Raw genomic sequence first — 25,784 nt, 5'->3', positions numbered from 1 at the left:
GACAAATTGTCCAATGTCGCACCACGCCGACGCATCGTAGAGGGGCCGACATGCGCGAACACACGTCCATCGTGCGACGGCTCACCCGTCTCGCCCCGCTTTCGATCCTGGCGCTCGCCGCCGGATGCCAGAGCGCCGTGCTCAACCCGGCGGGCGACGTGGCGCTGCAACAGCGCAACCTGATCTATATCTCGACCGCGCTGATGCTGCTGATCATCGTGCCGGTGATGATCCTGACGATCGTGTTCGCGTGGCGCTATCGCGCGGGCAACAAGGACGCGACGTACGATCCGCATTTCGACCATTCGACCTCGCTCGAGCTGGTAATCTGGTCGGCGCCGCTGCTCATCATCATCGCGCTGGGCGCGCTGACCTGGTCGAGCACGCATCTGCTCGATCCTTATCGCCCGCTCAATCGCATCTCGGCGACCAAAGCCGCCAAGCCGACCGCGCCGCCGCTGCGCGTGCAGGTGGTGTCGCTCGATTGGAAATGGCTGTTCATCTACCCCGATCTGGGCATCGCGACGGTCAATGAACTGGCGCTGCCGGTCGATCGGCAAGTGCGGTTCGACATGACGTCGAGCAACATGATGAACACCTTCTACGCCCCGACGATGGCGGGGATGATCTACACCATGCCGGGGATGCGCACGACGCTGCACGCGGTGCTCAACAAGCCGGGCGATTTCGAGGGCATGTCCGCGAATTACAGCGGCGCAGGCTTCTCCTACATGCGCTTTCGTTTGCGCGGGATGGACCAGGCCGGGTTCGAGCGCTGGGTGGCGGGCGTGAAGGAGCGCGGGCAGCCGCTGGTGGCGACGGACTATCTCAAGCTCGAGGAGCCGAGTGAGCGAGTCGCGCCGAGGTTCTACGGCGCGGTGCAGCCGGCGCTGTTCAAGCGCATCGTGGAGCGCTGCGTGACGCCGAACACGCCGTGCATGAGCGAAATCATGGCGCGCGATCGTGCTGCGGGCGGCGGCGAGCGGCATTCGATGGAGGCTGGCGCAGGCATGCCGTCGGGCGGCGGATCGATCCCCGCGCGCGGCAAGCCCGAGGGCGGGCTGATGCAGGATGCCGATGAGATCGAGACCGTCCCCAACGTCACCAAACCGCGGCAGGGGCAGCCGCCCGGGCCGACCGACCCGAAATCCGGCCGTAATCGCGACATGTCTTTCCTAATGCCGACCGCGCCGGGCACCCCGCGCGCCGGCCGCGGCTGAGCCGCTCGGAGCAACGATGTTCAACGAGACCATCCTGAAGACGATCTTTGGCCGGCTAAGCTTCGAATCGTTCCCGATCCACGAACCGATCCTGCTCGGCACGTTCATCGTTGTCGTGATCCTGGGCACCGGCCTCGTAGGCGCGGTGACGAAGTATCGGCTGTGGGGCTGGCTGTGGCGCGAATGGTTCACCAGCGTCGACCACAAGAAGATCGGGATCATGTACATGATCCTGGGCATCATCATGCTGCTGCGCGGCTTTGCCGACGCGATCATGATGCGCACGCAGCAGGCGCTGTCGTTCGGTGCGAACGAGGGATATCTCGACGCGCACCATTATGATCAGGTGTTCACCGCGCACGGCACGATCATGATCTTCTTCGTCGCGATTCCGCTGATCGTCGGCATCGTCAATTATGTGATGCCGTTGCAGATCGGCGCGCGTGACGTGGCGTTCCCGTTCCTCAACAACTTTAGCTTCTGGCTGACGGTGGCCGGCGCGCTGCTGGTGATGGTGTCGCTGTTCGTCGGCGAGTTCAGCCGCGCGGGCTGGCTCAACTATGTGCCGGTCGCCAACCTGCAGAACAGCCCGGATACCGGGCCGGACTATTACCTGTGGGCGTTGCAGATCGCGGGCATCGGCACGACGCTGTCGGGCATCAACATGGTCGTCACGATCATCAAGATGCGCGCGCCGGGCATGACGATGATGAAGATGCCAGTGTTCGTATGGACCGCGCTGTGCAGCAACGTGCTGGTGGTAGCGATCTTCCCGATCCTGACGGCGACGTTCGGGATGCTGATGCTCGACCGCTACGTCGGCACGAACTTCTTCACCAACGATCTGGGCGGCAACGCCATGATGTACTGGAACCTGGTGTGGATCTGGGGCCATCCGGAGGTCTACGTCCTCATCCTGCCAGTGTTTGGCATCTATTCGGAAATTACATCGACCTTCACTGGCAAGCGGCTGTTCGGCTATACGTCGATGGTCTACGCCACTGTCGTCATCACGATCCTGTCGTTCCTGGTGTGGCTGCACCATTTCTTCACCATGGGATCGGGCGCGAGCGTCAACAGCTTTTTCGGCATCGCCACGATGGTAATCTCCATCCCGACCGGCGCGAAGATCTTCAACTGGCTGTTCACGATGTATCGCGGGCAGATCCGCTTCGAGTTGCCGATGATGTGGGTCGTCGCCTTCCTGCTGACCTTCACGGTCGGCGGCATGACGGGCGTGCTGCTGGCCGTGCCGCCGGCGGACTTCGTGCTGCACAACTCGCTGTTCCTGGTGGCGCATTTCCATAATGTGATCATTGGCGGCGTGGTGTTCGGGTTGTTCGCGGCGATCGAATATTGGTTTCCCAAGGCGTTCGGTTTCAAGCTCGATCCTTTCTGGGGGAAGATCCACTTCTGGGGCTGGGTCATCGGATACTGGGTCGCCTGGACGCCGATGTACATCGCCGGGCTGATGGGCGTGACGCGCCGACTGCGGCATCTCGACGATACGACGCTGCAGCCGCTGTTCATCACGGCGATGATCGGTGCGTTCATCATCGCGATCGGGATCGGCGCGTTCGTGATCCAGCTGTTCGTGAGCATTCGGAACCGCGACAAGCTGCGCGACACGACGGGCGATCCGTGGAACGGCCGCACGCTCGAATGGTCGACCAGCTCGCCGCCGCCGCACTATAACTTCGCATTCCAGCCGATGGTCCACGAGCTCGACGCGTGGCACGACATGAAGGATCGCGGCCACGAAGTGCCGGCGAAGGGTTACCGCCCGATCCACATGCCGCGCAATTCCGGCGCGGGCGTGATCCTGTCCGGGCTGGCGCTGGTGCTGGGCTTTGCGATGGTGTGGTACATCTGGTGGCTGGCGGCGGCTTCGTTCGTCGCGTTGATCGTCGTGTCGATCGGCCACACCTTCAACTACGATCGGGACTATCACATCCCGGCCGAGGAAGTCGCGCAGACCGAGCGCGCGGCGGCCGAGCTGGCGAGGGCCTGAGATGACGACGCACGCCCCCACGGCCGACGCCGCCATGACCGAAGCCCCGACCGCTGCCGCCGACGCCGCACCGCCGATCTTCTACCAGACGGAGGCCGACGAGAACGATCACAGTTCCGGCGGCACCATGCTGGGTTTTTGGATCTACCTGATGAGCGATGCGCTCATCTTCGCGACGCTGTTCGCCACCTATGGCGTGCTGAGCACGAGTTATGCCGGTGGACCGGCGCCGCGGCAGATTTTCGAGCTGCCGCTCGTGGCGCTCAATACTGCGATGCTGTTAATCTCGTCGATCACGTGCGGCATGGCGATGATCGCGATGGAGGAGGGCAAGGCCCGCACCACACAGATCTGGCTCGCGATTACCGGGCTGTTCGGTGCGGCATTCGTCGGCATTGAGCTGTATGAGTTTGCGACGTTGATCGGCGAGGGTGCGAGCCCGCTGCGTAGCGCATTCCTTTCGGCGTTCTTCACGCTCGTCGGCACGCATGGGCTGCATGTTACCGTCGGGTTGGTTTGGATCGTCGTGATGCTGGTGCAGGTCGGGCAGCGCGGGCTGATCGAAGACAACAAGCGCCGGCTGATGTGCCTCAGCATGTTCTGGCATCTGCTCGACGTCGTATGGATCGGCGTCTTCACCTTCGTCTATCTGCTCGGAGTAGTGCGATGAGCGCTCATCAAGCCCAGAACGCCCCGGCGCCGGATGGCGGCCATGGCCACGGCTCGCGTCGTGGCTATGTGATCGGCTTTTTGCTTTCGGCAGTGCTGACCGCAATCCCGTTCTGGCTCGTGATGTCTGGCGTGCTGGCTGACCGGCAGATTACTGCAATCCTCGTGATTGCGCTCGCGCTGGTGCAGATCGTGGTTCACACCTACTTCTTCTTGCACGTTAATCCGCGCGCGGAGGGTGGCTGGACGTTGATGGCGCTGATCTTCACGGTGGTGATCGTGACTATCGTGATCGCTGGATCCTTGTGGATCATGTACCACCTCAACAACAACATGATGCCGATGAGCGGCGACATGGCGGGGATGTAAGGACACCGCTTGGTGCGCCGCTGGGCTTTCGCGACGCTGTGCATGGTGCTGGCGGCGGGGTTTGCGGCACTCGGGGTGTGGCAGGTGGAGCGGCGGGCGTGGAAGCTCGAGCTGATCGCGAAGGTGGAGGCACGGGTACGCGCGGTGCCGACCCCGCTGCCAGGGCGTGCTGCCTGGAATGGTGACAATGCGTATCGGCGGGTGCGGGTGTCCGGGCGATGGCTGCATGATCGCGAGACGCTGGTGCAGGCGGTGACTGAGCGGGGAGCTGGGTTTTGGGTGATGACGCCGCTGGTGATTACTGGTGGCGAGCGACCCGATCAGACGATTGTGTTGATTAACCGCGGCTTCGTTCCTGCCAAGCAGGAGGCGCAAACGCTTTCGGATGGTCTTGCGACGATCACCGGCCTCATGCGCGAGAGTGAGCCGGGTGGTGGATTCCTGCGGCGCAACGATCCGGTCGTGGATCGCTGGTATTCGCGCGATGTTGCGGCGATTGCGCGAGCGCGGAGGCTGACCGGCGTGGCGCCATTCTTCGTCGATGCGGACGCTGCGCCCAATCCGGGAGGATATCCGGTGGGCGGGCTGACCGTGATCGCGTTTCGCAACAATCATCTGATGTATTCGCTCACTTGGTTCGGGCTTGCGGTGCTGAGCCTTTCGGGGGCCGTAATTGTTTTGCGCAGGCGGGCGCCGTCTGGGGGACGCACGTGATGGACGTGCCGCTGCTGGCGCTTACTCGGGGTACGCGCTCCGCTGCGGGGCCACCCGACGATGCAGTCGCGGCCGAGAATATGCGCCAGCTGGTGCAGCTGCGCTGGATCGCGGTTGCAGGGCAGTTGCTCACCATTCTGTTCGTCGATCTGGTGCTGGGCGTGCCGCTGCCGCTGCTGCCGATGCTGGGCGTGGTGGCGCTGCTGGCGCTAGCCAATCTGGTGAGCGCGCTGTTGCTGTCTCGGCATCGCGTAACCAATGTCGAGCTTCTGCTGGCGCTGTTGTTCGACGTTGGGTCGCTGACGGCGCAGCTTTCGCTTAGCGGCGGCGCGACCAATCCCTTCATCTCGCTGTACCTGCTGCAGGTCGTGCTCGGCGCGATCCTGCTGGCGACGTGGTCGGTGTGGGTGCTCTTCGCCGTAACCGCGCTGTGCTATGCCGCGCTGGCGACGTACGGCGCGCCGCTTCCCTATCCCGCGGATCTGCTGCCTTTGGTCGATGGCCTCGACGCGCTCGGTGCATGGATCAGCTTCGCGTTGAACGGCATCCTGCTGACAATGTTCGTGACTCGGATCAGCCGTAACCTGCGCGCGCGCGACGCCTATCTGGCCGATCTGCGACGGCAGACCGCGGAGGAAGACGGGATCGTGCGGATGGGGCTGTTCGCTAGCGGCGCGGCGCATGAGTTAGGCACGCCGCTCGCCTCGCTGGCGGTGATCCTGAGCGATTGGCGGCGCATTCCCAAACTCGCTGCCGACCCAGAACTCGCGGGCGAGATCGATGTGATGCAGGCCGAGGTGCAGCGCTGCAAGGCGATCGTCAGCGACATCCTGCATTCCGCTGGCGAGCCGCGCGGCGAGGCGATGGAGAGCGTCGGCGCGCGAGCGTTCCTGAAAGAAGTGGTGGCAAGCTGGCGCCAGGCCCATCCCACCGTGCCGCTCGACGTTGCGCTCGACGGGCTCGACGATGCTGCGGTGGTCGCTGGGCCGGCGCTGCGCCAGGCGATCGGCAATCTGCTCGACAATGCCGCCGAGGCTTGTCCGTGGAGTGTCGGGCTGATCGCGACGCGTGACGCGGACGATCTGACGATCAGCGTCGTCGATGAGGGTGCCGGCTTCGGCGAGGCTCAGCTGGCGACGGTTGGGAAACCGTATCATTCGAGCAAGGGGGCGGGGCACGGCGTCGGGCTGTTCCTCGCGAGCAACGTTGCGCGGCGGCTCGGCGGGCGGCTGGAGGCGCTGAACCGCGCCGCCGGCGGCGCGGAGGTGCGGCTCGTCCTGCCTCTTGCCGCATCTCGCGGCGGGGCGGCGTGATGGAGGCGCCGCGCCGGCTGCTGATCGTCGAGGATGACGTGACTTTCGCGCGCACGTTGCAGCGATCGTTCGAGCGGCGTGGCTATCTGGTGTGGGTCGCGCATAGCCCCGACGAGATGGAGGAGGTGCTCGGCGAGGCGCAGCCGGCGTTCGCGGTGGTCGACCTGAAGCTTGGCAATGCCTCCGGACTCGGTTGCGTGAAGCGGCTCCATGCGTTCGATCCGGCGCTGATGATCGTGGTGCTGACCGGCTTTGCGAGCATCGCGACGGCGGTTGAGGCGATCAAGCTGGGCGCATCGCACTATCTCGCCAAGCCATCGAACACCGACGATATCGAGGCGGCGTTCGGCAAGGTGAGCGGCAATGCGACGGTGCCGATCGACGGGCGCACCACATCGATCAAGACGCTGGAATGGGAGCGCATTAACGAGACGCTCGCGGAGACCGGGTTCAACATTTCCGAGACCGCGCGACGACTGGGGATGCATCGGCGGACGCTGGCACGAAAGCTGGAGAAGAAGCCGCTGCGGTGATCCGCTCCTCGTGCGAAAGAAGGGTACCGGCGGGTAGCGACGTTAACTCGCACCTAACCCGCGGTGCGCCAAGGTCCGCATATGAAGCTTGCGACCGAACAGCTGCGTCTCGAAGCACTTCGCGCGCTAGAAGTTCTCGACACCCCGCCGGAGGAGGAGTTCGACGCGATCGTGATCGCGGCGAGCCGCCTATTCGGCTGCCAAATGGGTTCGGTGTCGTTGATCGATGCTGATCGCCAGTGGTTCAAGGCGCGGTGCGGATTCGACGATTTGGAAACCGCGCGCGATATCTCATTCTGCACGCACGCAGTGGCGGCGGACGACACGCTGGTCGTTCGCGACGCGCTGCTGGACTCGCGGTTTATCGACAATCCGTTCGTCGTCGATGCGCCGCACGTGCGCTTCTATGCCGGCGTGCCGCTGCGCGCGAGCGCCGTGCCCGGCGGCCCGCCGCTGCCGATCGGAACGCTGTGCGTCATTGGTGACGAGCCGCAAGATCCGTCACCTGAGAACCTTGAGATGCTGCGCGGTTTGGGACGCGTGGTGGAGGCGCTGCTTGAATCTCGACGCACAAGTTCGCGCAATCTGCGCCTCGCGCTCGAACGTCAGCAGGCATTGATCGAGATCGAACGGACGCAGCGGCTGTTGCAGCAGGCCGAGCGGATGGCTCGGGTTGGTTCGTGGCGACTCGATCTCAATACCAAAGTCGCACATTGGTCCCCGCAGACCTACGCTATCCACGGGCTGGATGTTGGTGAAGACCCGTCGCTGCAGACGGCGCTCGACTTCTACCCGGCGGCCGATCGCGTGCTGCTGGACGCGGCGATTGCTAACTGCGTCGGAAGCGGCCGGTCGTGGGATATGGAGTGCGATTTTTTCACAGCCACCGGCGATCTGCGACGTGTGCGGACCATGGGTGAACCCGAACTGCGCGACGGGCGCCCGGTCGCCATCATCGGTGTGATCCAGGACATTACGGATCGGTATCGGCTTGAGCGGCGGCTGCACGAAGTGGCGCATACGGATGAGTTGACCGGGCTGGCGACTCGCCGGGCGTTCAACAATCGGTTGGATGCGGCCATTGCGAAGAGCCAGACGGACGCGAGCCAGCTCACGGTCGCGATCCTTGATCTTGATCGGTTCAAGGACGTGAACGACCGGCTCGGCCATGCCGCAGGCGACGAAGTGCTGCGGCTGATGGCGGCGAAGCTGCGTGGGGTAACTTACCTCGGCGAGTTCTTCGGTGCGCGGCTAGGTGGCGACGAGTTCGTGCTTTTGCTTCAGGGCGCTGCGGCACGCGAGCGCCTGGTGCCTAGCATCGAGCGACTTCTGGGCGACCTTCGACATGATGTGCCCGCCGACCACGGGAGCATTGCGGTATCGACGACGATCGGCGCCTGTATCGTGGATGCGGAAAACCCCGATCGCTCGTCCGTGCTGAAGTGCGCCGATCAGGCGCTTTACCGTGCGAAACGACTGCGCCGCGGCACTGGCGCGATTGCCGGCCGGGCCGGGCTAATCAATGCGGCCGGCTACGTGGTTCCGATCACGCGCACGGCCTGACGCGCTCCGCTCGCGTGCGGAGCGCGCCTGCCATTAGAATTTACATCCGATTTGTTGTGCCACCGTTCTGCATCTTCATTGCAGCGTCGAGGTGACGCTTCACGACCGGTGCGGCGGCCTTTGCCGACGTGCGCAGCGGAGGCTGGTCACCGCCCGACGCGTAGCTGGTGTGCAGATCGAGCGCGGCCTGGTGCGCCGGGATTTGCTGCGCGATGTAGAGCCGGTCAAAATCGGTCTGTTGCGCCGACTGAAGCTCGTTGATCGACGCAGTTGCGCCTGGATCTAGCATTGGCGGGGTCGGGTCCAGCTTCGCGCGGCGCGCGGCTTTCATCGTCGCGGTGGTGGTCTTCTGGTGATGCATGATCAGCATCTGCGCATATTTGCGGATCGCCGGCGTTTGCGACTTTTCCAACGCGATCTGGCTCGAATTGATCTCGTAGAGATCGCTGCGCCCTGCAGCCATCACATAGGGCATCGCCTGGCTCTTCGCCTCGGGCGGCGGCGGCGGGGGTGGGGTCTGCGCCACGGCTGTGGTTGAGAGGGCGAGGACAAGGCTCGCGCTGAATAACTTGATCATGGAATATCTTCCGTTGTTGATCCATCGCGAACACGACAGATCAAGCGGAAGTTCCTGATAAGCTACAAGAAGTTACTTTAGATCAGCCACATTATTTTGGAGGCGACACACTTAGCTCCGTCTTTTCCGGATCATTGCCGTGGATCGTGGCGAAGTTTGCGAACTCCGGCTAATTCGCGCTTCGTGTCCGTCCAAAATCAGGCGTCAGCGCCGCTTACCCGCATTCACGTGGCGCCCGGCGCGCCGTATTTTGTGACCGAAGCCGGCGCGACGTGGACGCCGATCGGCCACAATGATGCGGTGACTTGGCCCGAACTGGCGCCGCTGTTCCGCCGCCGCGACATGGCGGCGGTGGAGCAGCACCTAGTCTGGCTGCGCGATCATGGCGTGACCTGCATTCGGCTGATGCTGGAATATTGCCATGGCGAGCATCGCTATCTCGAGCGGCCCGCGGGCAAGTTCGTGGGCCACATGGTGCAGTTCTGGGATGACCTGTTCGTCTTGCTCGAGCGCGCGGGCATGCGCGTGTTGCTGACGCCGTACGACACCTTCTTCATGTGGATCCGGTGGCGCCATCATCCCTACAACCGGGCGAATGGCGGCCCGTGCGCCAGCCGTCGCGCGTGGTTGACCGATCCCGAGATGCGCGCGGCGATCAAGACTAGGCTGGCATTCGCGAGCGACCGCTGGGGCGCGAGCCCGGCGCTGTTCGCGTGGGATATTTGGAATGAGATCCACCCCGCGCATGGCGGCAACGATCCAGCGAGCGCCACTCCGTTCATCGACGATATCGCGCCGTGGCTGCGGGAGCACGAGATTGCGCAACGTGGCTGGGCCAATCTGCAGACGGTGTCGGTCTTCGGGCCCGAGTTGATCAACCATCCGATGATGGCGGAGGCAATCTTTCGCCACCCCGCGCTCGATTTCGCCAATACCCACCTCTACGAGAAGGGCACGATCGATGCGCCGCGCGATACCGTGGCGCCGGCGCTCGCAGTTGCGCGGCTGATGCGCACGGCCGTTGCCGAGGCGGGGCGGGCGCGGCCCGTGTTCGATTCGGAACATGGCCCGATCCACAGTTTCAAGGACAAGAAGCGGACGCTGTCGGAGGCGTTCGACGACGAATATTTCCGGCATATCCAATGGGCGCATCTGGCGAGCGGCGGCTCCGGGGGCGGGATGCGCTGGCCGAACCGGCATCCGCATGTTCTGACGGCGGGGATGCGGGTGGCGCAGCGCGGGCTGGCGGCGTTTCTGCCGTTGATTGACTGGGATACTTTTCAGCGGCGGAACGTGTCTGACGAGCTTCACTGCGACGATCCGGGCGTGGCGACGGTTGGCTGCGGGGACGCGCGGCAGGCAATCGCCTGGGTGGTGCGGACCGATCGGCTGGCGCGCGACGGGACGATGCTCGGGGCGGATGCGGCGGCGCCGGCGATGCTCGATGTACCGGGGCTAGCCGATGGTGATTATGCCATCACGGTGTTCGACACGCGGGCAGCGCGAGCGACCGCGCTGCCCGATGTGACAAGTTCGGGCGGGGTGCTGCGGGCCGCGATCGGGCCGGTGGTGCGTGATCTTGCGATTGCCATCGTGTCGCGTTGACGACGCACTTTGCACCAGCCGACGCGGTTCACGGCGATCCTTCGAGCCCGTCGTACCAGGCGGCGTATTGCGTGTTGCGGGCTAGACGGCGGGTAAGGTCGGGCGCGCCGTCCTGCCACCAAACCGGCCCGCGCTCGCCGAGTGCGATTTTGGCGATCTGGACCGCGACGCGTGCCTCGGCGAGTGCCGCCTCGTCCTTGCATTTCAACGCACTCGCGACCGCTCGGCGGGCGGCCATGAGGCAATCGACGTGGTGTTGGCGGTCTTCCTCCAGCAGCGAAGGGTCTGCGCGCCGCCAAAGTCGGCCACGCACGACGATATATCGGCCGTCTGGCGTGCTTAGAGGCGGCGTCGGCACGGAACGTCGGGAAGTGGGTTTACCGGCCAACCGTGTCTTCCGCCGCGAGCCTACGCTATTGCACGGTAGGCTTCGACCATCGAGCGGACCTCGACCTTTGCCTTGAGGCGGGCGCAGAGCAGCGCGGTGCCGCTGACCTTGCGCTGCACGAAGAGCGTGTCGATCGGCGGGATGTGCCACGTGGCGCGATCCTCGGCCATGGCCATCGCTTCGTCGCGCAACACGCCGACGAAGGCGCGGTCTCCGAAGTCGAACGGACCGGCGTGGTCGAGCTCGCCGACGATCACGTCGATCATCCGATCGACCGCCGCGCGATGCCGCTCGGCGGCAGCGGCGCCTACGAAGCTTGCCGCTACTGCGGCGTCGCGCACGGCATCGCGGTCGCCGGCCAGCACTGCCATCAGCAGGCGATGGTAGCCCTGCTGCGTTTCGGGCAGCACCTCGCGCGTCGCGCCGAAATCGAGCAGGACCAGCCGGCCAGTGTCGGCCTGCCAGCGGTAGTTCGCGAAATTGGGGTCGGTCTGCATCACGCCCCAGGCGAACAGTTCGCGCAGCACCTGCGCGACGAGCGCATGCGCGGCGCGGTCGCGTTCTTCCTGCGGTGCGCCCTCGAGCGCCTCGATCGGCGTGCCGGGGATGAAGTCCATCGCCAACACGCGCGGAGTGCTCAGCGATGGTTCGGTGCCGGGAACGACATAGGCAGGGTCGTCGCCGAGCAGGGTTCGGTAGCGTTCCAGCATGGCGCGCTCGCGAACGTAATCAGCCTCTTCATGAAGCTGGCGCTTGGCCTCTGCGAGCAGCGGGGTGATGTCGACCTCGCGCGGCATTAGTCCAGATACGCGCAGGAGGGTGGCGACGTTGTCCACATCGGCGTCGATGCTGGCGGCGACGCCGGGATATTGCACCTTGATCGCGAGTACGCGGCCGTCGGGCAGTTCGGCACGATGAACCTGGCCGATCGAGGCGGCGGCGATCGGGTGCGCCTGGAAGTGGCGGAAACGGCGGCGCCAGTCGCGGCCCCACTCCGCGGTGAGCACGCGATCGAGCTGTTGCGGCGGCATGTGGTGCGCATTGTCGCGCAGCCGGGCGAGGATCTGCGTCAGCTCGGGCGGCAACATGTCGCCGGCGTCCATCGAAATCATCTGGCCGAGCTTCATCGCGGCGCCGCGCAGGTGCGCGAGCTGATCCGCGACGCGGGTGGCGTTGCCGGGCGTCAGCAGCATATCGCTGACGCGCGGGCGCTCCCCCGCGGCAAGCCGGCGCGCGCCTTCGGCCACCATGCCGCCCGCCACGCCGCCTGCGAGGCGGCCGAAGCTGCCGAAGCGCGCCAGCCGGCCGCTCGGCACCGCCCGCCCGCCCTGATCATCCGCCATTCCGCAATTTCTCCTTCATGGTCGCGGCGAGCACATGCACGAGCGTGACCGGTGCGAAGTCGTGAGCGTCGACGCCGACGTCAAGCGGTGGCGGCATCGGTTTCAGGCCCGGGGAAGAACAGCGTCATGTCCAGTAGAGGATCCGCGCCATCGGCAGTGCGGTCGCGATGTGGTCGTGGAAGAAGCGGCGGAGCGTGCGCATCGTGTCGGCGTCGTACACCTGTTTCTCGGTGCCGAACTTGGTGCGTTTTGTGGTGCGATTGGCGGCGGTCATGTCGAGTGCAGAGCCTGGATACCAGCTGTCGAGAATCGCCTTCGATCCGGCGGTGAAGCGGTGTGTAATCAGCTCGATGGTGAGATCGACGCCGGGGACGTTGGCGAGACTTGCGGCGGCCTCTTCGAGCAGCGTTGCATAAGCGGCTTCCCAGCCGTCGGCGGCGATGATCGGGGCAATGGTCAGCCCGATCGGGTAACCGGCGAGTGCCATCTGCCGCAGCGCTTGCAGCCGATCGGCGACGCGCGCGGTGCCGCCCTCGAAGCGAGCGAAGGCGCGCGGGTTGATCGAGGCGCGCATCCGCGTGCGCCTGCCGTGATCGAGCGTGAGTAGCGGTGCGACATCGGCGAACTTGCTGGTGAAGCGCAGCTGCGCATCGGCGTTCCAGCGGCCGAACCAGGCGATCGCGGCGGAGAGCGAGCCGGTGAGCGGCTCGAGCGCGAGTGGGTCGGTGTAGCAAGAGGCCTCGTAGGTGGTGCCTTCGTGCGCGCGGGTGGTGCTGCGCGAGGTGATCGTGCCTTGGCCGAGATACGCGGGCAGGCTGTCGAGGATTTCGTCGAGGTTTGCGTAGACGCGGGTTATCGGCGGGCCCTTCAGCGAGCCGGCGAGGTAGCAATAGCTGCAATGGGCAGGGCACCCTTCGGCCAGATCGACGCGCCAGTCGGCGCTCGGGGCGATCGGCTGCAGGCGGCGCTTCGAGGGTGGGGCGACGACGACGGCGAGCGTGAGCTTGGCCTCGGCATAGGCGCGGGCGGGATCGTCGGGGAAGGCGAGGTTGAGGCGATCGCCGGGGAGTTCGACGATCTCGACGCCGAGTGCGGCGGCGCGATCAAGGATGGCGCGGCCGTGTGAGAAGGTGCGGGCGGCGCGCGTGACGATCAGGCGACGTGGCCGCCAAACGGTGGTGGGGCGGGGCGTGGCGGGGGGCACGTACGGCGAACGAGCGGTGGCCGCGGTGGTTCAGCGGGGGCGGCTATCCGTGAACGGTGTCGCCGCGTTCGAGCTTCGCGACGAATTCGTTGATCTTGCGGGCGCGGGTGTCCGCGCGCTTCACGGTCGTGATGCGGTAGAGAATGGCGTAGCGGTTGGCGCCGGTAAGCGTGGCGAAGAACGCGGCGGCGGTGGGACTGGCGTCTAGCGCGGTTTGCAGGTCGCTTGGAACCTCGGCGGTGCTGGCGGGGGCGTAGGCGGTGGACCAGCGGCCGTCGGCGCGGGCGGCGTCGATCTGCGCCTGACCGGCTGGCATCATCCGCTTCGCCTCGATGAGTTCCTCGGCGCGGCGAACATTTATGAGTGACCATTTGCTGGCGCGCTTGCGCGGCGTGAAGCGGATCAGCCAATATGTCGCATCATATTTGTCGAGTTGCCCGTCGATCCAGCCGCGGCACAGTGCGGCGTCGATCGCCTCAGGCTTGGTGACGCTGGCGACGCCCGAGCGCTGTTTGGCGAACTTGATCCACAGGCCCTTGGCGTCGGCGGGTTGTACGTCGAGCCATTGCTCTAACGCGGCGACGTCGGGGAAGGCGATGATCGGGAGGCCGGCGCGCTCTTCGCTCATGATCAATTCCGTGGCGGTAAGAGATCGCCGGGGCGGTAGACGCGCTCGACGTGGCCGGCGAGTTCGTCGGGATGGAAGTAGACCGGTCGGAGCTTGCCCTGCGAATAGCGATCGATCTGGTCGGCGAAATGTGGCGAGGCGGGATCGCCGCTCTGCCCGCCGGCCATCACTGCGGTGGCCTTCACGCGCGGGCCGAATTCCACGATCGCCACGAAGCTGTTGCCGCTGGTGCCGTAATAGCGATTGGTGCCGGGCCAGGTCTTGGCGCCGAACGAGGCGAGGCTGCCCCATTGCGCCGAGGTGAAGGGGATCGGGGTGGAGCGCTTGGCGTCGTCGAAGTGCGGGTCGATCGCGGCGTCGAGCCGCTGGAAGCGGTTGATCTCGCCCCAGGGGGTGCGCCAGGTGCCGAAATCGCGGGTCAGCCGATCGACGGCGGCGGCAAGCGCGGCGAGCTTTGTGGGACCGTCGACGCGCAGCGCGGTGTAATCAGGAACATTCATCCGTTCGACCTGGGCGAAGCCGCCGTAGGCACGCCACAATTCGTCGCCCCAGAAGACGGCGAGGCTGGTCGCGACCGAGTCCGCGGCCCAGCGGTGATCCCAGCGCGAGAGAAGTGCGATCGGTTCAGCGAGCGCGCGGCGGCGAGGATCGCCTTGCGGCAGGGTGCGCCATGCCTCGATCAAAGGCGGCAACAGCTTGGCGAAGGCCGGGAGATAGGGATCGTAAGCAGCGTCGCGCAGGCGTTCCGCGGTCCAGCCGGTCTTGCCGGTCAGCAGCAGATCGGCGTGGGTGCCGCGCGCGTTGGGGCCGGTCTGATCCATGTAGCGCGGAAAGTCTGCCGCCTTCGGGCTGTCCGGACCGGCGGCGCTCCATGGCCAGTCGTTGGTGTTGTGGGCCCAGCCGACGCGCGGGTTGGCGACGCTGGGCAGGCTGGCCAGCGTGTGCAGCCCCTTCCAGTCGGTCGCGGGATCGCTGCCGTCGATCGGGCGGGTGTAATCGAAGCGGTCGGCGCGCAGCGGCACGAATTGCGGCATGAGGAACGCAATATTGCCCGCGCTGTCAGCGAACAGCGTGTCATTCGAGGAGTTCGCCTTGCGCTCGGCGACGGCCATGTAGCTGGCGAGGTCGGTCGCCTTGGTGCGTAGATAGCTTTGTTCGAGTGCCGGGATCGGGCGCCACATCAGGGCGGTGGCGATCCAGCGGCCATCCTTTGCAGCGACGATCGGGCCGTGGTGGGTGCGCCACGTGGTGAAGTTGCGTGTGCCGGTGCCGCCATCCGAGCGGCGGAAGCGCAGGGTGACGGTCTGCGTCGCGAGCGGGCGTTGTTCGCGGCCAAACCGATAGGACCAGCCATTACCGCGGCGGACGACGCGTTCGGCGAATTCATCGACATTGTCGACCGTGGACGAGGTGTGCATCCAGCCGGCGCGGGCGTTGAACCCCTGATAGACGAAGAACTGCCCCCAGGTGCTCGCGCCGTAGGCGTTGAGCCCCTCGTCACTGGTCACCTGCGCTTCGGAGCGGAAGTAGAAGCTGGTGTGGGGATTGATGAGCAAAAGCGCGTGGGCGCCGCTGGTGAGCTTCGGCGCGATGGCGATGCCGTTCGATCCGGATGGCTCGCGCGGGCGGGTGCCGAGTTCTTCGGGCGTCGGCGGGGTGGGGCGGCCGTAGAAAGTCTTGAGCTCGGAGAGCGAGATGCGCTCAATATCGCCGCCGATGCTGCCTTCGGTGAAGCTGAGCGCCATCCAGGGTTCGAAGCGGGTCAGCACCTTGGGCTTCGTTTCGGGATGCGTTGCGAGGTAGAAGTTGAGGCCGTCGGCCCAGGCGTTCATGAGCGTGCGCAGCCATGCGGGGCTGGCGGCGTATTGCGTCTGCAGCACCGCGGGATCGACGAACAGTCGCTGGCGAAGATCGGCCCAGATCGCCTCTTCGCCCTCCGCCTCGGCGGTGCGGCCGAGTGCCGTGAGGTAATTGGCTTCGACGCGGGCGAAATCGTCCTCGGCCTGCGCATACATCATGCCGAAGACCGCGTCGGCATCGCTCCGCCCGCGGATGTGCGGGATGCCCCAATCGTCGCGGGTGATCGTCACGCGTGCGGCGTGGCCTTGCCAGCGGGTGCGCTCGGGATTGGGGGCGGGATCCGGGGCGGCGGCGGTGAGCGTCGTGGCGAACGCGAGCAGGATCAGCGGATTGCGTGCGCGGCGGGGGAGGGTATCCATGGCGCGTAGCGTAGAACGGGGGATGCGACATGGCCATGCGGTGGTTGGCGATCTTGGCGGCGTTCGCGTTGATCGGGGCGGCCGAACCACCAAAGGCGGAGACGCCCGCGATTCTGCTGAAGCCGGACGCGGTGTTCGACGGGGTCGACGGGAAGGCACATCCCGGCTGGCAGGTGCTAGTGCGCGGCGACTTGATCGTTGCGGTGGGGCCGAACTTGACTGCTCCGGCAGGGGCCGTGGTGATCGACCTGGCTGGCGACACGCTGATGCCCGGCATGATCGAGGGGCACGGGCACCTGTTCCTTCACCCCTATGACGAGGCAAGTTGGGACGATCAGGTGCTGCACGAGCCGCTGGCGCTGCGCACTGCGCGGGCGGTGGCACAGGCGGGGAGGACGTTGCGCGCCGGCTTCACGACCGTTCGCGATCTAGGCACCGAAGGCGCTGGCTATGCCGATGTCGGGCTGAAGGCGGCGATCGATCAGGGAATCGTCGAGGGACCGCGGCTGGCAGTGGCGACGCGGGCGATCGTGGCCTTGGGTGCCTACGGACCGAAAGGGTTCGAGCCGGGCGTGGCGGTCCCGCAGGGCGCGGAGGAGGTTTCCGGCGCCGATGCCATGCAGGCTGCCGTGCGCCGGCAGATCGCCGCCGGCGCGGACTGGATCAAGCTGTACGCCGATTATCGCTTACGCGCCGGCGAGGAGAGCCGCGCGACGCTGAGCCTCGAGGAGATCAAGGCGGCGGTGGCGGCGGCGCACGATGCGGGGCGACCAGTAGCGGTGCACGCGTCGACGCCCGAGGGCATGCGGCGGTCGATCGAGGCGGGGGTCGAGACGATCGAACATGGCTATGGCGGGACACGCGAGACGTTCGCCGCGATGGCCGCGAAGAAGATCGTTTATTGCCCGACGCTTGCCGCATCGGATGCGAGCGCGCGCTATCGTGGATGGGACGGACGCGAGCCGGCGCCGCCCGCAGTTCGCCTGAGCCTCGAGACTGTTCGGCTGGCGCTGGCGGCGGGGGTGACGATGTGCATGGGCGGCGATGTCGGGGTGTATACGCATGGCGAGAATGCGCGCGAGATGGAACTGATGGTCGCGGCCGGGATGTCGCCGGCGCAGGTGCTGCTTGCCGCGACCTCGGGCAATGCGCGGTGGATGGGAATGTCTGCGCGGCTTGGCGCGATCAGGCCGGGGCTGCTGGCCGATCTGGTCGCGGTCGCCGGTGATCCGACGGTGAAAATCGAGGCGGTGCGCGACGTGCGGATGGTGATGAAGGGCGGCATGGTAGTCGGGATGACGCGCTGATGGGGGCTCACGCGGAACGGAAACCGCGTGCGGCCGTTCGCGAGCGACCAGGAGGAACCATTGATGAACGCCAGCGCTCGGCTGACTACCCTTACCCGCGTCGGATTTGCGACACGTGGCATTCTGTATCTCGTGATCGCATTCCTGATCGTACGTACCGGCCGCGCCGAGGATACGAGTGGCGCGTTGCAGTTCCTGGCTGGCAGCGGTGGGCGATTGTTGCTGTCGATCATGGCGGCCGGGCTGCTCGCCTACGGCATCTGGCGGCTGTGCGATGCGGCGTTCGATATCGAGCGGCATGGCACTGATCGCAAAGGGATATTCGAGCGGCTTGGCGCTGGCATCAGCGGGTTGGTCCATCTGGTCCTTGCTTGGCAGGCGTTCCGGCTAATCCAGGGCGTGTCCTCGGTCGGGAACGGGACGGAGCAGGGGACGCAGGCGGCGCTGGATTTACCGGGCGGCACGGCGATCGTGATGCTGGGTGCCGCGGTGCTGTTCGCGGTCGGCGTGGTGCAGTTGATCAAGGCGGCAAAGGGATCGTTCCTGAAGCACCTCGAACCTGCGATGGCGCAGCATGCGTGGGCGCGGTGGAGCGGCCGCGCAGGTTATGCCGCACGCGGGCTGGTGTTCATTATCAGCAGCTGGTTCCTGCTGCAGGCAGGCCTGCAGGCGGAGGCCAGCGAGGCAGGCGGCATGGCGGAGGCGCTGTCATGGCTTGAGAGCCCGTGGGACTTTGTCGTGGCGATCGGCCTATTCGGTTTTGGCGTCTTCAGCCTGATCGAGGCTCGTTATCGCATTTTGCACGACGTGCCGGTGGACGGCCTAACCCGGCGGGTCGCGGGCGCGGCATAACCGCCGCTCAAGCGGTTTCGATAAGGCGGTCGGCTTGAGCGCGCGCCTCGTCGGTGATCGTCGCACCGGAGAGCATGCGGGCGATTTCCTCGCGGCGTTCGTCTGGTGCGAGCTGGCGGACGCCGGTGCGGGTGACGACGCCGTCGTGGCGCTTCGCGATTAGCAGATGCGCGGCACCGCGCGCGGCCACCTGTGGCGAGTGGGTCACCACCAGCAATTGCGCGGTCGCGGCCAGGCGGGCGAGGCGCTCGCCGATTGCGGACGCAACCGCGCCGCCGACGCCGCGGTCGATCTCGTCGAAGATCATCGTCGCGGCGGCGCCTTCTTCGGCCAGCGCCACCTTGAGCGCGAGGATGAAGCGCGAGAGCTCGCCGCCCGAGGCGATCTTGATCAACGGCCCGAACGGGGCGCCGGGGTTGGTTGCGATCTCGAATTCGACGCGGTCGCGGCCGGCGGCGCCCCATTGTTCCTCGGGCAGCGCGGCGACGGTGGTGCGGAAGCGGGCGGAGTCGAGCTTCAGCGGGGGCAGTTCGCCGGCAACCGCGGCGTCGAGGCGGGCGGCGGCGGCGGTGCGCGCAGCGGAAAGGTGCTCGGCGGCGGCGAGATAGGCAGCGCGCGCCTTGGTGGCGCGCTGTTCGAGCGCGGCGATGCCGTCCTCGCCTGCTTCAAGCCGGTCGCGGCGGCCGCGCAGGTCGTCGGCCAGCGCGGCGAGATCGTCGGGCTGGACGCGGTGTTTGCGTGCGATTCCGCGTAGTTCGAACAGGCGCGTCTCGTCATCTTCGAGCGCGCGCGGATCGAAACTGAGCGCGAGCGCGGCCTCGCTGACGCGCTCGCCCGCGGTGGAGGCCTCGATCACGGCGCGATCGAGCGCGGCGAGCGCGTCGGCGAGTGCCTCGTGGTCGGGTGAGATCCGATCGAGGATTCGTGCGGCTTGACGCATTCGCGACAGCGCACCGTCCGATCCTTCGAGTGCGTCGGTCAGTGCGTTGAGATCGTCGGTGATCTTTTCGGAGCGCTGCATCACGCGGCGACGCTCGGCGAGCGCCTCTTCCTCGCCGACTTTTGGGGCGAGTGCGTCGAGTTCGGCCACGGCATGATCAAGCCATTCGCGGTCGCGCGCTGCGGTCTCGATCTCCTCGCGCGCTTGCGCGAGCGCGTCCTGCGCCGTGCGCCACGTGCGCCACGCATCGCTGACGGCGGCGGTGTCGAGGCGGCCGAACGTGTCGAGCAGCGTGCGGTGGCCGCGCGGGTTGAGCAGGCCGCGATCGTCGTGCTGGCCGTGGATCTCGACCAACCGCGTGCCGAGTTCGCGCAGGAGTGCGGCGGAGGCGGGCTGATTGTTGACGAAGCCGCGGCTGCCGCCGTCCGCCTTGACGACGCGGCGAACGATCAGCGGCTCGCCCGACTCGGCCTCGACGCCATTGTCGTCGAGCAGCGCGGCGACGCCGGCGGGGGGATCGAAGGTGGCGGTGACGCTGGCCTGCGCAGCGCCGTGGCGGACGAGGCCACTATCGCCGCGGGCACCGAGCGCGAGGCCGAGCGCGTCGAGCAGGATCGACTTGCCCGCGCCGGTCTCGCCGGTGAGCACGCCCAGGCCGGCGCCGAAATCGAGGTCGAGCGCCTCGATCAGCACCACGTCGCGGATCGAGAGCGCGGTCAGCATGGGTGCGTCAACGCCCGGCGAACCGGGCGGTGCCTTATTGTGGCGGGGTGGCGGGCGGAGAGCCCGGCTGGACCCCGGTGGGGGTGGCGGTCGACGGGGGGTTGCCGGCCGGCGTTGCGCCGGCGCCGCCCGAGGTAGTCGCCGGCGTCGGCGCGCCGGGCGCCTCGGCACGCGGGGTGGGTGATTCGTCTTCGACGGGCAGAACCTCGACCTCGGTACGCGGCGACACGGCAGGGGCGGGGACGGTCAACTGCGGGACGATCTGTTCGCCGGGAGCAAGCGGTTTAATTGGCGTGACGGGGCTCTCGCCGAGCAGCTTAAAGGCGTGTTCGTACCAAAAGGTCTCGGGATAGTTTGCGCCGAGCACCGAAGCTGCGCGCTTCGCCTCTTCCCGCACGCCGAGCGCGAGGTAGGTTTCGGTGAGGCGCATCAAGGCTTCGGGGGTGTGGGTGGTGGTCTGATAATCGTCGACTACCTTGCGGAAGCGCATCGTTGCCGCCAGCCATTGACCGCGACGTTCGTAGAAGCGGCCGACCTCCATCTCCTTGCCGGCGAGGTGATCGCGGACGAGATCGATCTTGAGCCGTGCGTCGGCAGCGTAGCGCGTGTTCGGATAGCGGCGCGTCAGCTCACCGAGCGCGTCCTGCGCCTGGCTGGTGATCTTCTGATCGCGCGTCACGTCACTGATCTGCTCGTAGTAGCTGAGCGCGATCAGATAATAGGCGTAAGGCGCGTCGCGATTGCCTGGGTGGACCGACAGGAAGCGCTGCGAGCCCTGGATCGCCTCGGTGTAGCTCTTCGCGAGATAGTTGCTGAACGCCCCCATCAGCTGCGCGCGGCGCGCCCAGACCGAATAGGGATGCTGGCGCTCGACCTCGTCGAACAGCGCTGCGGCGACCTTGTACTGGCGCTGATCGAGCTTCTGCCGGGCAGCGCTGTAGAGCGTGCCTACGTCGCGCGCGACGTAGGGAAGGTCACCCTTCGCCTTGTTGGTCGCGCAGCCCGTGACGGGCAGGGCGAGCGCAGCGAGCAGCAGGGCGGCGAGTGGGCGGGACGATAAGATACGCATCGGGGAGAGCCTTTAGCGCAGGGGGATAGATGCGAACAGTGGCGAAAAAACGGGGTGAAACGGGTTGGTCGCGACGGCGTTGAGCGAGTAACGGACTTTACAAGCATCGGGGGATCGACATGACTGCAACCTTGCTGGCCACCAAGCGCGTCGAAAAGCCATGGGGGCGACACAATCTGTATCCCGGCTTCCCCGATCCAGCGCCGGACGGCGAGCCGATCGGCGAAGTTTGGTTCCAGTCACCGCATCCCGACGAGCCCGAGATGCTGATCAAGTATCTGTTCACGAGTGAAAAACTGTCGGTGCAGGACCATCCGTCGGACGCGGAGGCGCGCAAGCGTGGCCTGCCGCGCGGCAAGGACGAATGCTGGCTGATCCTGGACGCCGAGCCCGATTCGACGATCGCGATCGGGCCGAAGCAGGCGATGACGGCGGACGAATTGCGCGCGAGCGCGCTCGATGGCTCGATCGAGCACAAGCTCGACTGGAAGCCAGTGAAGGCGGGTGATTTCTATTATTCGCACTCGGGCGTGGTGCACGCGATCGGAGCGGGACTGACGCTGATCGAGGTGCAGCAGAATTCGGATACGACGTATCGGCTGTACGATTACGGACGGCCGCGCGAGTTGCACCTTGAGGACGGGATCGCGGTCGCGGATCTGGAACCCTGGGTCGCGCCGCCGCAGCCGGGTGTGGTGTCGCCGGGGCGGACGATCCTGGTCGAGGGGCCGAAGTTCGTGCTGGAGCGGTGGGGTGGGGGTGCGCGCGACATTGCGCTGCCCGAGGGGAGGACGGGCTGGCTGGTGCCGATCCGCGGCGACGGCGTGGTTGGTGGTGTGGCCTGGAAGGCTGGTGAGTGCGTGATGGTCACCGGGGCGGAGGCGCTGCACGCGTCGGCGGATGCGGATTTGCTGTTTGCTTATCCCGGGACCGCGCGACTCGGATAACGGCGGCCGGCGTTTTCCGGCACGACTGAGGACAGGTTTTGTTTGATCCCTTTACGGTTGCCATCATCGTCGCGGCGGGGTTTGTCGGCGGGGCGATGAACGCGCTTGCCGGCGGTGGCACGTTTGCAACCTTGCCGGCGCTGCTGGCGACTGGAATGCCGGCGAACATCGCCAATGCAACGTCGAACGTCGCGCTGCTGCCGGGGGCGGCGACGAGCGCGTGGGCCTTTCGCAAGGAATTGGAGCCGGTTGGCGGGCTGAGCGTCGGCCTTCTTGCGGGGATTACCTTCGTCGCCGGGCTCGTTGGCAGCGCATTGCTGGTGGTGACACCGGCGCGAACGTTCGATCTGCTGATCCCGTGGCTGGTGCTGTACGCCTTCGTAGTCCTCGCGTTCGGCAAGCGGGCGTCGGCGTGGTTGGCGGGGCGGGTGACGATCGGGCCGCGGACTCTAGTCGTCGCGCAGGTTTTGCTTGGTATTTACGGCGGTTACTTCGGCGGCGGCGTCGGGCTGATGATGACGGCGACTTATGGGCTACTCACGGGGCTCGACCCGCGGCGGGTGTTCGCGCCGCGCACGCTGATGCTGGGGGCGGCCAATGCGGCGGCGGCGATCGTGTTCGTGCTCGCCGGAATGATCGCCTGGGCAGCGTGCCTGCCGATGTTGGTGGGCGCGGTGGCGGGCGGTTGGGGCGGCGCGGCGCTCGGGAAGCGGCTGCCGGACAGCGCGGTCCGGGCGTGGACGCTGCTCGTTTCGGGGGCCACGACGCTGGTGTTCTTCTGGCGTGCCTACGGGTGATTTTCAGGAGAAAAGTTGGTAGATCGAGTCGATGAATTCTGTCTATCGACACCGTTTCAGTACGCGATTGTGGCATGCGGTGAACGCTGTCGCGATGTTCATCCTGATCGGATCTGGGCTGGGTATCTCCAACGCGCATCCGCGGCTGTATTGGGGACGCTTCGGCGCGAACTCCGATCCCGCGTGGTGGGTGCTGCCGCGCTTTCCGGCGTGGCTGACGATTCCGGCGAACTACAACCTCGCGCTATCGCGGCGGTGGCATCTGTTCTTCGCGCTCGTGCTGGCGTTCGGGCTACTCGGCTATATGATCGCGAGCCTGATCAACCGGCATTTCGCGCGCGACCTGCGGGTGCGTGGCAGCGAGCTGACACCGCGCCATCTGCTGGCGGACGCGCGGGCGCATCTCGAATTTCGGTTCCACGATCCCGAGCGACCGCTGGCGTACAACATCTTCCAGAAGCTTTCGTACGTGGCGGTGATCTTCGTGATGCTGCCGCTGGTGATCGCGACCGGCATTGCGCTGTCGCCGGCGATGAACGCGGCGTGGCCGTGGCTGCTCGACGTGTTCGGCGGGCGGCAATCGGCGCGGTCGATCCATTTCCTGTGCATGATCGGGCTGACTGCGTTCATCGTGATCCATCTGACGCTGGTGATCCTGGCCGGCCCGCTGAACGAGGTGCGATCGGTGATCACCGGCTGGTGGCGCGTGCCCGAGAAGCCGCGGGCATGATCGTCGGGCGGCGGCGGCTGATCGCGGGCGGGGTGACCGGGGGCGCGGCGCTGCTTGCCGGGTGCGATCGTGTGATCGAGCAGCCGGCGGCGCGGCGCATCCTGTTCATGGGCGAGGACATGCACCGCGGGCTGCAGCGCGCGCTGACCAATCGCGACGCGCTCGTGCCCGAGTTCAGCGCCGATCAGCGATCGCCGTTCTTTCGCCCGAACGGCACGCGCAATCCCGGGACGGCGGAATATACCGCACTGCGCGATGGGCAGTTCGTCGACTGGCGACTGGCGGTCGGCGGGCTTGTCGCCAAGCCGCTGTCGCTGAGCCTGACCGATCTGGGCCGTTTCCCGCAGCGCGCACAGACCACGCGGCACGATTGCGTCGAAGGCTGGAGCGCGATCGCCAAGTGGCAGGGTCCGCAGCTGGGCGACGTGCTCAAGGCGGCCGGGCTGCGCGATCAGGCGCGCTACATCGTGTTTACGTGCGCCGATCTGTACCGCGGCACGCCCTATTACGAATCGATCGACCTGATCGACGCCTTCCATCCGCAGACGATCCTCGCCTGGGCGCTAAACGACCGATTCCTGCCGGTGATGAACGGCGCGCCGTGCCGGCTGCGCGTGGAGCGGCAGCTCGGCTACAAACATGCCAAATATCTGATGCAGATCAACGCGGTCGCCAGTCTCGACGGTATCGGAAAGGGCAAGGGCGGCTATTGGGAAGACAATGTCGAATACGATTGGTACGCGGGAATCTGATCGTTACGAGACCGTATCATGGCGTTGATCGACGTTTTCCTATCTCGCGCGGTGAAGCGCGGCACCTTGACCGTCCATCGACCGAAAACCGCGCCGCGGACATTCGGCACATCCGAAGCGGGCTTTCCCGACGTGATAATCCGCTTCGCCGACGCCGGCGTCGGACGGGCGATCGTCTCGGATCCGGGGCTCGGCGCGGCGGAAGCGTTCATGGGTGGGCGGCTCGTGATCGAGCAGGGCGATATTCGCGCGCTCGTCGAGCTGCTGACATCGAACGATCCGTGGGAGGCTGGGCGCGCTGGACTGGCGGCCAATCCGGCGCGGCGACTGGCGAGCGCGGTCGCGCACCGCTTCGGGCGGATCAACATGGAGCGCGCGGCGAAGCGCAACGTCGCGCATCATTACGATCTGTCAGACCGGCTGTACGACCTCTTCCTCGACGCCGATCGCCAGTATAGCTGCGCGTACTTCACCGATCCGACCAACAGCCTGGAGCAGGCGCAGGCCGACAAGAAGGCGCATATCGCCGCGAAGCTCGCGATCGCGCCGGGGATGCGCGTGCTCGACATCGGCTGCGGCTGGGGCGGCATGGCGCTGTATCTGCACGCGAAGACCGGCGCCGAGGTGCTCGGCGTCACTCTGTCGCAGGAGCAGCTGAAGGTCGCGCGGCGGCGGGCGGATGAGGCGGGGGTGGCCGACAAGGTCAAGTTCGAGCTGATCGATTACCGCCGCGTCGAGGGGCAGTTCGACCGCATCGTCTCGGTCGGCATGTTCGAGCATGTCGGCGTGAAGCATTATCGCGCGTTCTTCGAGAAGTGCCGCGCGCTGCTCGCCGACGATGGCGTGATGCTGATGCATACGATCGGGCGGATGGGCGCGCCCGGGGTAACCGACGCGTTCACGCTGAAGTACATCTTTCCGGGCGGGTATAATCCGGCACTGAGCGAAATCGCGCGTGGATACGAAGGGCTGCGGCTGTTCCCGACCGACGTCGAGGTGCTGCGGGTGCATTATGCCTGGACGCTCGATCGCTGGTATGACCGGACGGTGGCGGCGAAGAATGCGATCGTCGCGATGTACGACGAGCGCTTCTATCGCATGTGGACTTTCTATTTGGCGGGCGCGGCGGCGGCGTTCCGGAATGGGGGGCTGTGCAATTATCAGGTGCAGCTCACCAAGGGACGGTTCGCGGTGCCGGTGACGCGGGATTATATGATCGCGGAGGAGCGGCTGCTGCGGGGGTCGTGAGCTGTTCCCCGGCGAAGGCCGGGGCGCAGGTCGCTGGCGGATCGCAACTGGGCCCCGGCCTTC

Annotated in this window: 24 protein-coding genes; 16 read left to right on the top strand and 8 right to left on the bottom strand. The window is 66.3% G+C overall.

Going from position 1 to position 25,784, the window contains the following annotated elements; translation table 11 throughout:
- Nucleotides 1-50: 50 nt before the first annotated feature.
- The 8 genes from cyoA to LLW23_RS03700 all read left to right on the top strand — a co-directional run bounded on the left by cyoA (nt 51) and on the right by LLW23_RS03700 (nt 8,392).
- Nucleotides 51-1,220, top strand: coding sequence for a ubiquinol oxidase subunit II (gene cyoA / locus LLW23_RS03735; protein ID WP_228947436.1), 1,170 nt, complete (start codon nt 51-53; stop codon nt 1,218-1,220).
- A 16-nt stretch (nt 1,221-1,236) separates the two neighbouring features.
- Entirely contained in the window at nt 1,237-3,231 is a 1,995-nt protein-coding gene (gene cyoB, locus LLW23_RS03730; RefSeq protein WP_228947435.1) for a cytochrome o ubiquinol oxidase subunit I, read from the top strand.
- A 34-nt stretch (nt 3,232-3,265) separates the two neighbouring features.
- Nucleotides 3,266-3,901 (top strand): cytochrome o ubiquinol oxidase subunit III, encoded by a 636-nt coding sequence (gene cyoC / locus LLW23_RS03725; protein ID WP_228948459.1) that lies wholly within the window; start codon nt 3,266-3,268, stop codon nt 3,899-3,901.
- Nucleotides 3,898-4,269, top strand: coding sequence for a cytochrome o ubiquinol oxidase subunit IV (cyoD, locus tag LLW23_RS03720; protein WP_228947434.1), 372 nt, complete (start codon nt 3,898-3,900; stop codon nt 4,267-4,269). The genes cyoC and cyoD overlap by 4 nt, the downstream gene beginning before the upstream one ends.
- A 12-nt stretch (nt 4,270-4,281) precedes the next feature.
- Nucleotides 4,282-4,983: an SURF1 family protein gene (locus tag LLW23_RS03715; protein WP_408642013.1), complete on the top strand. Its 702-nt coding sequence runs from the start codon at nt 4,282-4,284 to the stop codon at nt 4,981-4,983.
- Entirely contained in the window at nt 4,983-6,296 is a 1,314-nt protein-coding gene (locus LLW23_RS03710) for an ATP-binding protein (RefSeq protein WP_228948457.1), read from the top strand. The genes LLW23_RS03715 and LLW23_RS03710 overlap by 1 nt, the downstream gene beginning before the upstream one ends.
- On the top strand, nt 6,296-6,829 hold the full coding sequence (locus LLW23_RS03705; RefSeq protein WP_228947433.1) for a response regulator transcription factor: 534 nt from the start codon (nt 6,296-6,298) through the stop codon (nt 6,827-6,829). The genes LLW23_RS03710 and LLW23_RS03705 overlap by 1 nt, the downstream gene beginning before the upstream one ends.
- Before the next feature lie 81 nt (nt 6,830-6,910).
- Nucleotides 6,911-8,392, top strand: coding sequence for a diguanylate cyclase domain-containing protein (locus LLW23_RS03700; protein WP_333473791.1), 1,482 nt, complete (start codon nt 6,911-6,913; stop codon nt 8,390-8,392).
- A gap of 40 nt (nt 8,393-8,432) precedes the next feature.
- Here the strand turns inward: LLW23_RS03700 and LLW23_RS03695 are convergent, their stop codons facing one another.
- Nucleotides 8,433-8,969, bottom strand: a complete 537-nt coding sequence (locus LLW23_RS03695) for a DUF4142 domain-containing protein (RefSeq protein WP_228947431.1) — start codon at nt 8,967-8,969, stop codon at nt 8,433-8,435.
- A 183-nt stretch (nt 8,970-9,152) separates the two neighbouring features.
- Here LLW23_RS03695 and LLW23_RS03690 point away from each other — a divergent pair, with 183 nt between their 5' ends.
- The gene (locus LLW23_RS03690; RefSeq protein ID WP_228947430.1) at nt 9,153-10,574 is read left to right on the top strand and encodes a glycoside hydrolase 5 family protein; all 1,422 of its coding nucleotides are present in this window, start codon (nt 9,153-9,155) and stop codon (nt 10,572-10,574) included.
- A gap of 28 nt (nt 10,575-10,602) precedes the next feature.
- On the opposite strand, the gene LLW23_RS17590 is transcribed toward LLW23_RS03690, so the two are convergent.
- From LLW23_RS17590 to LLW23_RS03665, 5 genes are all read right to left on the bottom strand, one after another.
- Entirely contained in the window at nt 10,603-10,812 is a 210-nt protein-coding gene (locus LLW23_RS17590) for a hypothetical protein (RefSeq protein ID WP_333473790.1), read from the bottom strand.
- Nucleotides 10,813-10,982: 170 nt separating this feature from the next.
- Nucleotides 10,983-12,305, bottom strand: a complete 1,323-nt coding sequence (locus LLW23_RS03680) for an ABC1 kinase family protein (protein ID WP_228947428.1) — start codon at nt 12,303-12,305, stop codon at nt 10,983-10,985.
- Nucleotides 12,306-12,429: 124 nt separating this feature from the next.
- Complete coding sequence (locus LLW23_RS03675; RefSeq protein WP_228947427.1) at nt 12,430-13,509, bottom strand: SPL family radical SAM protein; 1,080 nt, start codon at nt 13,507-13,509, stop codon at nt 12,430-12,432.
- 43 nt (nt 13,510-13,552) lie between these two features.
- Entirely contained in the window at nt 13,553-14,137 is a 585-nt protein-coding gene (locus LLW23_RS03670; protein WP_228947426.1) for a YdeI/OmpD-associated family protein, read from the bottom strand.
- A 2-nt stretch (nt 14,138-14,139) separates the two neighbouring features.
- The gene (locus LLW23_RS03665) at nt 14,140-16,356 is read right to left on the bottom strand and encodes a penicillin acylase family protein (protein ID WP_228947425.1); all 2,217 of its coding nucleotides are present in this window, start codon (nt 16,354-16,356) and stop codon (nt 14,140-14,142) included.
- Between the two features lie 35 nt (nt 16,357-16,391).
- Here LLW23_RS03665 and LLW23_RS03660 point away from each other — a divergent pair, with 35 nt between their 5' ends.
- Together LLW23_RS03660 and LLW23_RS03655 are read left to right on the top strand one after the other, a co-directional pair.
- Complete coding sequence (locus LLW23_RS03660; protein ID WP_228948455.1) at nt 16,392-17,663, top strand: metal-dependent hydrolase family protein; 1,272 nt, start codon at nt 16,392-16,394, stop codon at nt 17,661-17,663.
- A gap of 63 nt (nt 17,664-17,726) precedes the next feature.
- On the top strand, nt 17,727-18,515 hold the full coding sequence (locus LLW23_RS03655; protein ID WP_228947424.1) for a DUF1206 domain-containing protein: 789 nt from the start codon (nt 17,727-17,729) through the stop codon (nt 18,513-18,515).
- A 7-nt stretch (nt 18,516-18,522) separates the two neighbouring features.
- Here LLW23_RS03655 and recN read toward each other — a convergent pair whose 3' ends face one another.
- A complete protein-coding gene (gene recN / locus LLW23_RS03650) occupies nt 18,523-20,178 on the bottom strand; it encodes a DNA repair protein RecN (protein WP_228947423.1) in 1,656 nt (551 codons plus the stop codon).
- A 34-nt stretch (nt 20,179-20,212) separates the two neighbouring features.
- Nucleotides 20,213-21,247, bottom strand: a complete 1,035-nt coding sequence (bamD, locus tag LLW23_RS03645; RefSeq protein WP_228947422.1) for an outer membrane protein assembly factor BamD — start codon at nt 21,245-21,247, stop codon at nt 20,213-20,215.
- Nucleotides 21,248-21,366: 119 nt separating this feature from the next.
- On the opposite strand from bamD, the gene LLW23_RS03640 reads away from it, so the two are divergent.
- From LLW23_RS03640 to LLW23_RS03620, 5 genes are all read left to right on the top strand, one after another.
- Nucleotides 21,367-22,194, top strand: a complete 828-nt coding sequence (locus LLW23_RS03640; protein ID WP_228947421.1) for a class I mannose-6-phosphate isomerase — start codon at nt 21,367-21,369, stop codon at nt 22,192-22,194.
- Between the two features lie 95 nt (nt 22,195-22,289).
- On the top strand, nt 22,290-22,991 hold the full coding sequence (locus tag LLW23_RS03635) for a sulfite exporter TauE/SafE family protein (protein WP_228948454.1): 702 nt from the start codon (nt 22,290-22,292) through the stop codon (nt 22,989-22,991).
- Between the two features lie 31 nt (nt 22,992-23,022).
- On the top strand, nt 23,023-23,721 hold the full coding sequence (locus tag LLW23_RS03630) for a cytochrome b/b6 domain-containing protein (protein ID WP_408642012.1): 699 nt from the start codon (nt 23,023-23,025) through the stop codon (nt 23,719-23,721).
- A complete protein-coding gene (locus LLW23_RS03625) occupies nt 23,718-24,473 on the top strand; it encodes a molybdopterin-dependent oxidoreductase (protein WP_228948453.1) in 756 nt (251 codons plus the stop codon). The genes LLW23_RS03630 and LLW23_RS03625 overlap by 4 nt, the downstream gene beginning before the upstream one ends.
- 18 nt (nt 24,474-24,491) lie before the next feature.
- On the top strand, nt 24,492-25,721 hold the full coding sequence (locus tag LLW23_RS03620; RefSeq protein ID WP_228947419.1) for an SAM-dependent methyltransferase: 1,230 nt from the start codon (nt 24,492-24,494) through the stop codon (nt 25,719-25,721).
- Nucleotides 25,722-25,784: the final 63 nt, after the last annotated feature.

The organism is Sphingomonas radiodurans, assembly GCF_020866845.1.
Taxonomy (GTDB): Bacteria; Pseudomonadota; Alphaproteobacteria; order Sphingomonadales; family Sphingomonadaceae; genus Sphingomonas; species Sphingomonas radiodurans.
This window is presented reverse-complemented; position numbering and strand designations above follow the sequence as displayed.

Coding starts and splice junctions, on each gene's coding strand:
- cyoA (WP_228947436.1), top strand. CDS start 51: ATGCGCGAACACACGTCCATCGTGCGACGGCTCACCCGTCTCGCCCCG.
- cyoB (WP_228947435.1), top strand. CDS start 1,237: ATGTTCAACGAGACCATCCTGAAGACGATCTTTGGCCGGCTAAGCTTC.
- cyoC (WP_228948459.1), top strand. CDS start 3,266: ATGACCGAAGCCCCGACCGCTGCCGCCGACGCCGCACCGCCGATCTTC.
- cyoD (WP_228947434.1), top strand. CDS start 3,898: ATGAGCGCTCATCAAGCCCAGAACGCCCCGGCGCCGGATGGCGGCCAT.
- LLW23_RS03710 (WP_228948457.1), top strand. CDS start 4,983: ATGGACGTGCCGCTGCTGGCGCTTACTCGGGGTACGCGCTCCGCTGCG.
- LLW23_RS03705 (WP_228947433.1), top strand. CDS start 6,296: ATGGAGGCGCCGCGCCGGCTGCTGATCGTCGAGGATGACGTGACTTTC.
- LLW23_RS03700 (WP_333473791.1), top strand. CDS start 6,911: ATGAAGCTTGCGACCGAACAGCTGCGTCTCGAAGCACTTCGCGCGCTA.
- LLW23_RS03695 (WP_228947431.1), bottom strand. CDS start 8,969: ATGATCAAGTTATTCAGCGCGAGCCTTGTCCTCGCCCTCTCAACCACA.
- LLW23_RS17590 (WP_333473790.1), bottom strand. CDS start 10,812: ATGGCCGCCCGCCGAGCGGTCGCGAGTGCGTTGAAATGCAAGGACGAG.
- LLW23_RS03680 (WP_228947428.1), bottom strand. CDS start 12,305: ATGGCGGATGATCAGGGCGGGCGGGCGGTGCCGAGCGGCCGGCTGGCG.
- LLW23_RS03670 (WP_228947426.1), bottom strand. CDS start 14,137: ATGAGCGAAGAGCGCGCCGGCCTCCCGATCATCGCCTTCCCCGACGTC.
- LLW23_RS03665 (WP_228947425.1), bottom strand. CDS start 16,356: ATGGATACCCTCCCCCGCCGCGCACGCAATCCGCTGATCCTGCTCGCG.
- LLW23_RS03660 (WP_228948455.1), top strand. CDS start 16,392: ATGCGGTGGTTGGCGATCTTGGCGGCGTTCGCGTTGATCGGGGCGGCC.
- LLW23_RS03655 (WP_228947424.1), top strand. CDS start 17,727: ATGAACGCCAGCGCTCGGCTGACTACCCTTACCCGCGTCGGATTTGCG.
- recN (WP_228947423.1), bottom strand. CDS start 20,178: ATGCTGACCGCGCTCTCGATCCGCGACGTGGTGCTGATCGAGGCGCTC.
- bamD (WP_228947422.1), bottom strand. CDS start 21,247: ATGCGTATCTTATCGTCCCGCCCACTCGCCGCCCTGCTGCTCGCTGCG.
- LLW23_RS03640 (WP_228947421.1), top strand. CDS start 21,367: ATGACTGCAACCTTGCTGGCCACCAAGCGCGTCGAAAAGCCATGGGGG.
- LLW23_RS03635 (WP_228948454.1), top strand. CDS start 22,290: ATGAACGCGCTTGCCGGCGGTGGCACGTTTGCAACCTTGCCGGCGCTG.
- LLW23_RS03630 (WP_408642012.1), top strand. CDS start 23,023: ATGAATTCTGTCTATCGACACCGTTTCAGTACGCGATTGTGGCATGCG.
- LLW23_RS03625 (WP_228948453.1), top strand. CDS start 23,718: ATGATCGTCGGGCGGCGGCGGCTGATCGCGGGCGGGGTGACCGGGGGC.
- LLW23_RS03620 (WP_228947419.1), top strand. CDS start 24,492: ATGGCGTTGATCGACGTTTTCCTATCTCGCGCGGTGAAGCGCGGCACC.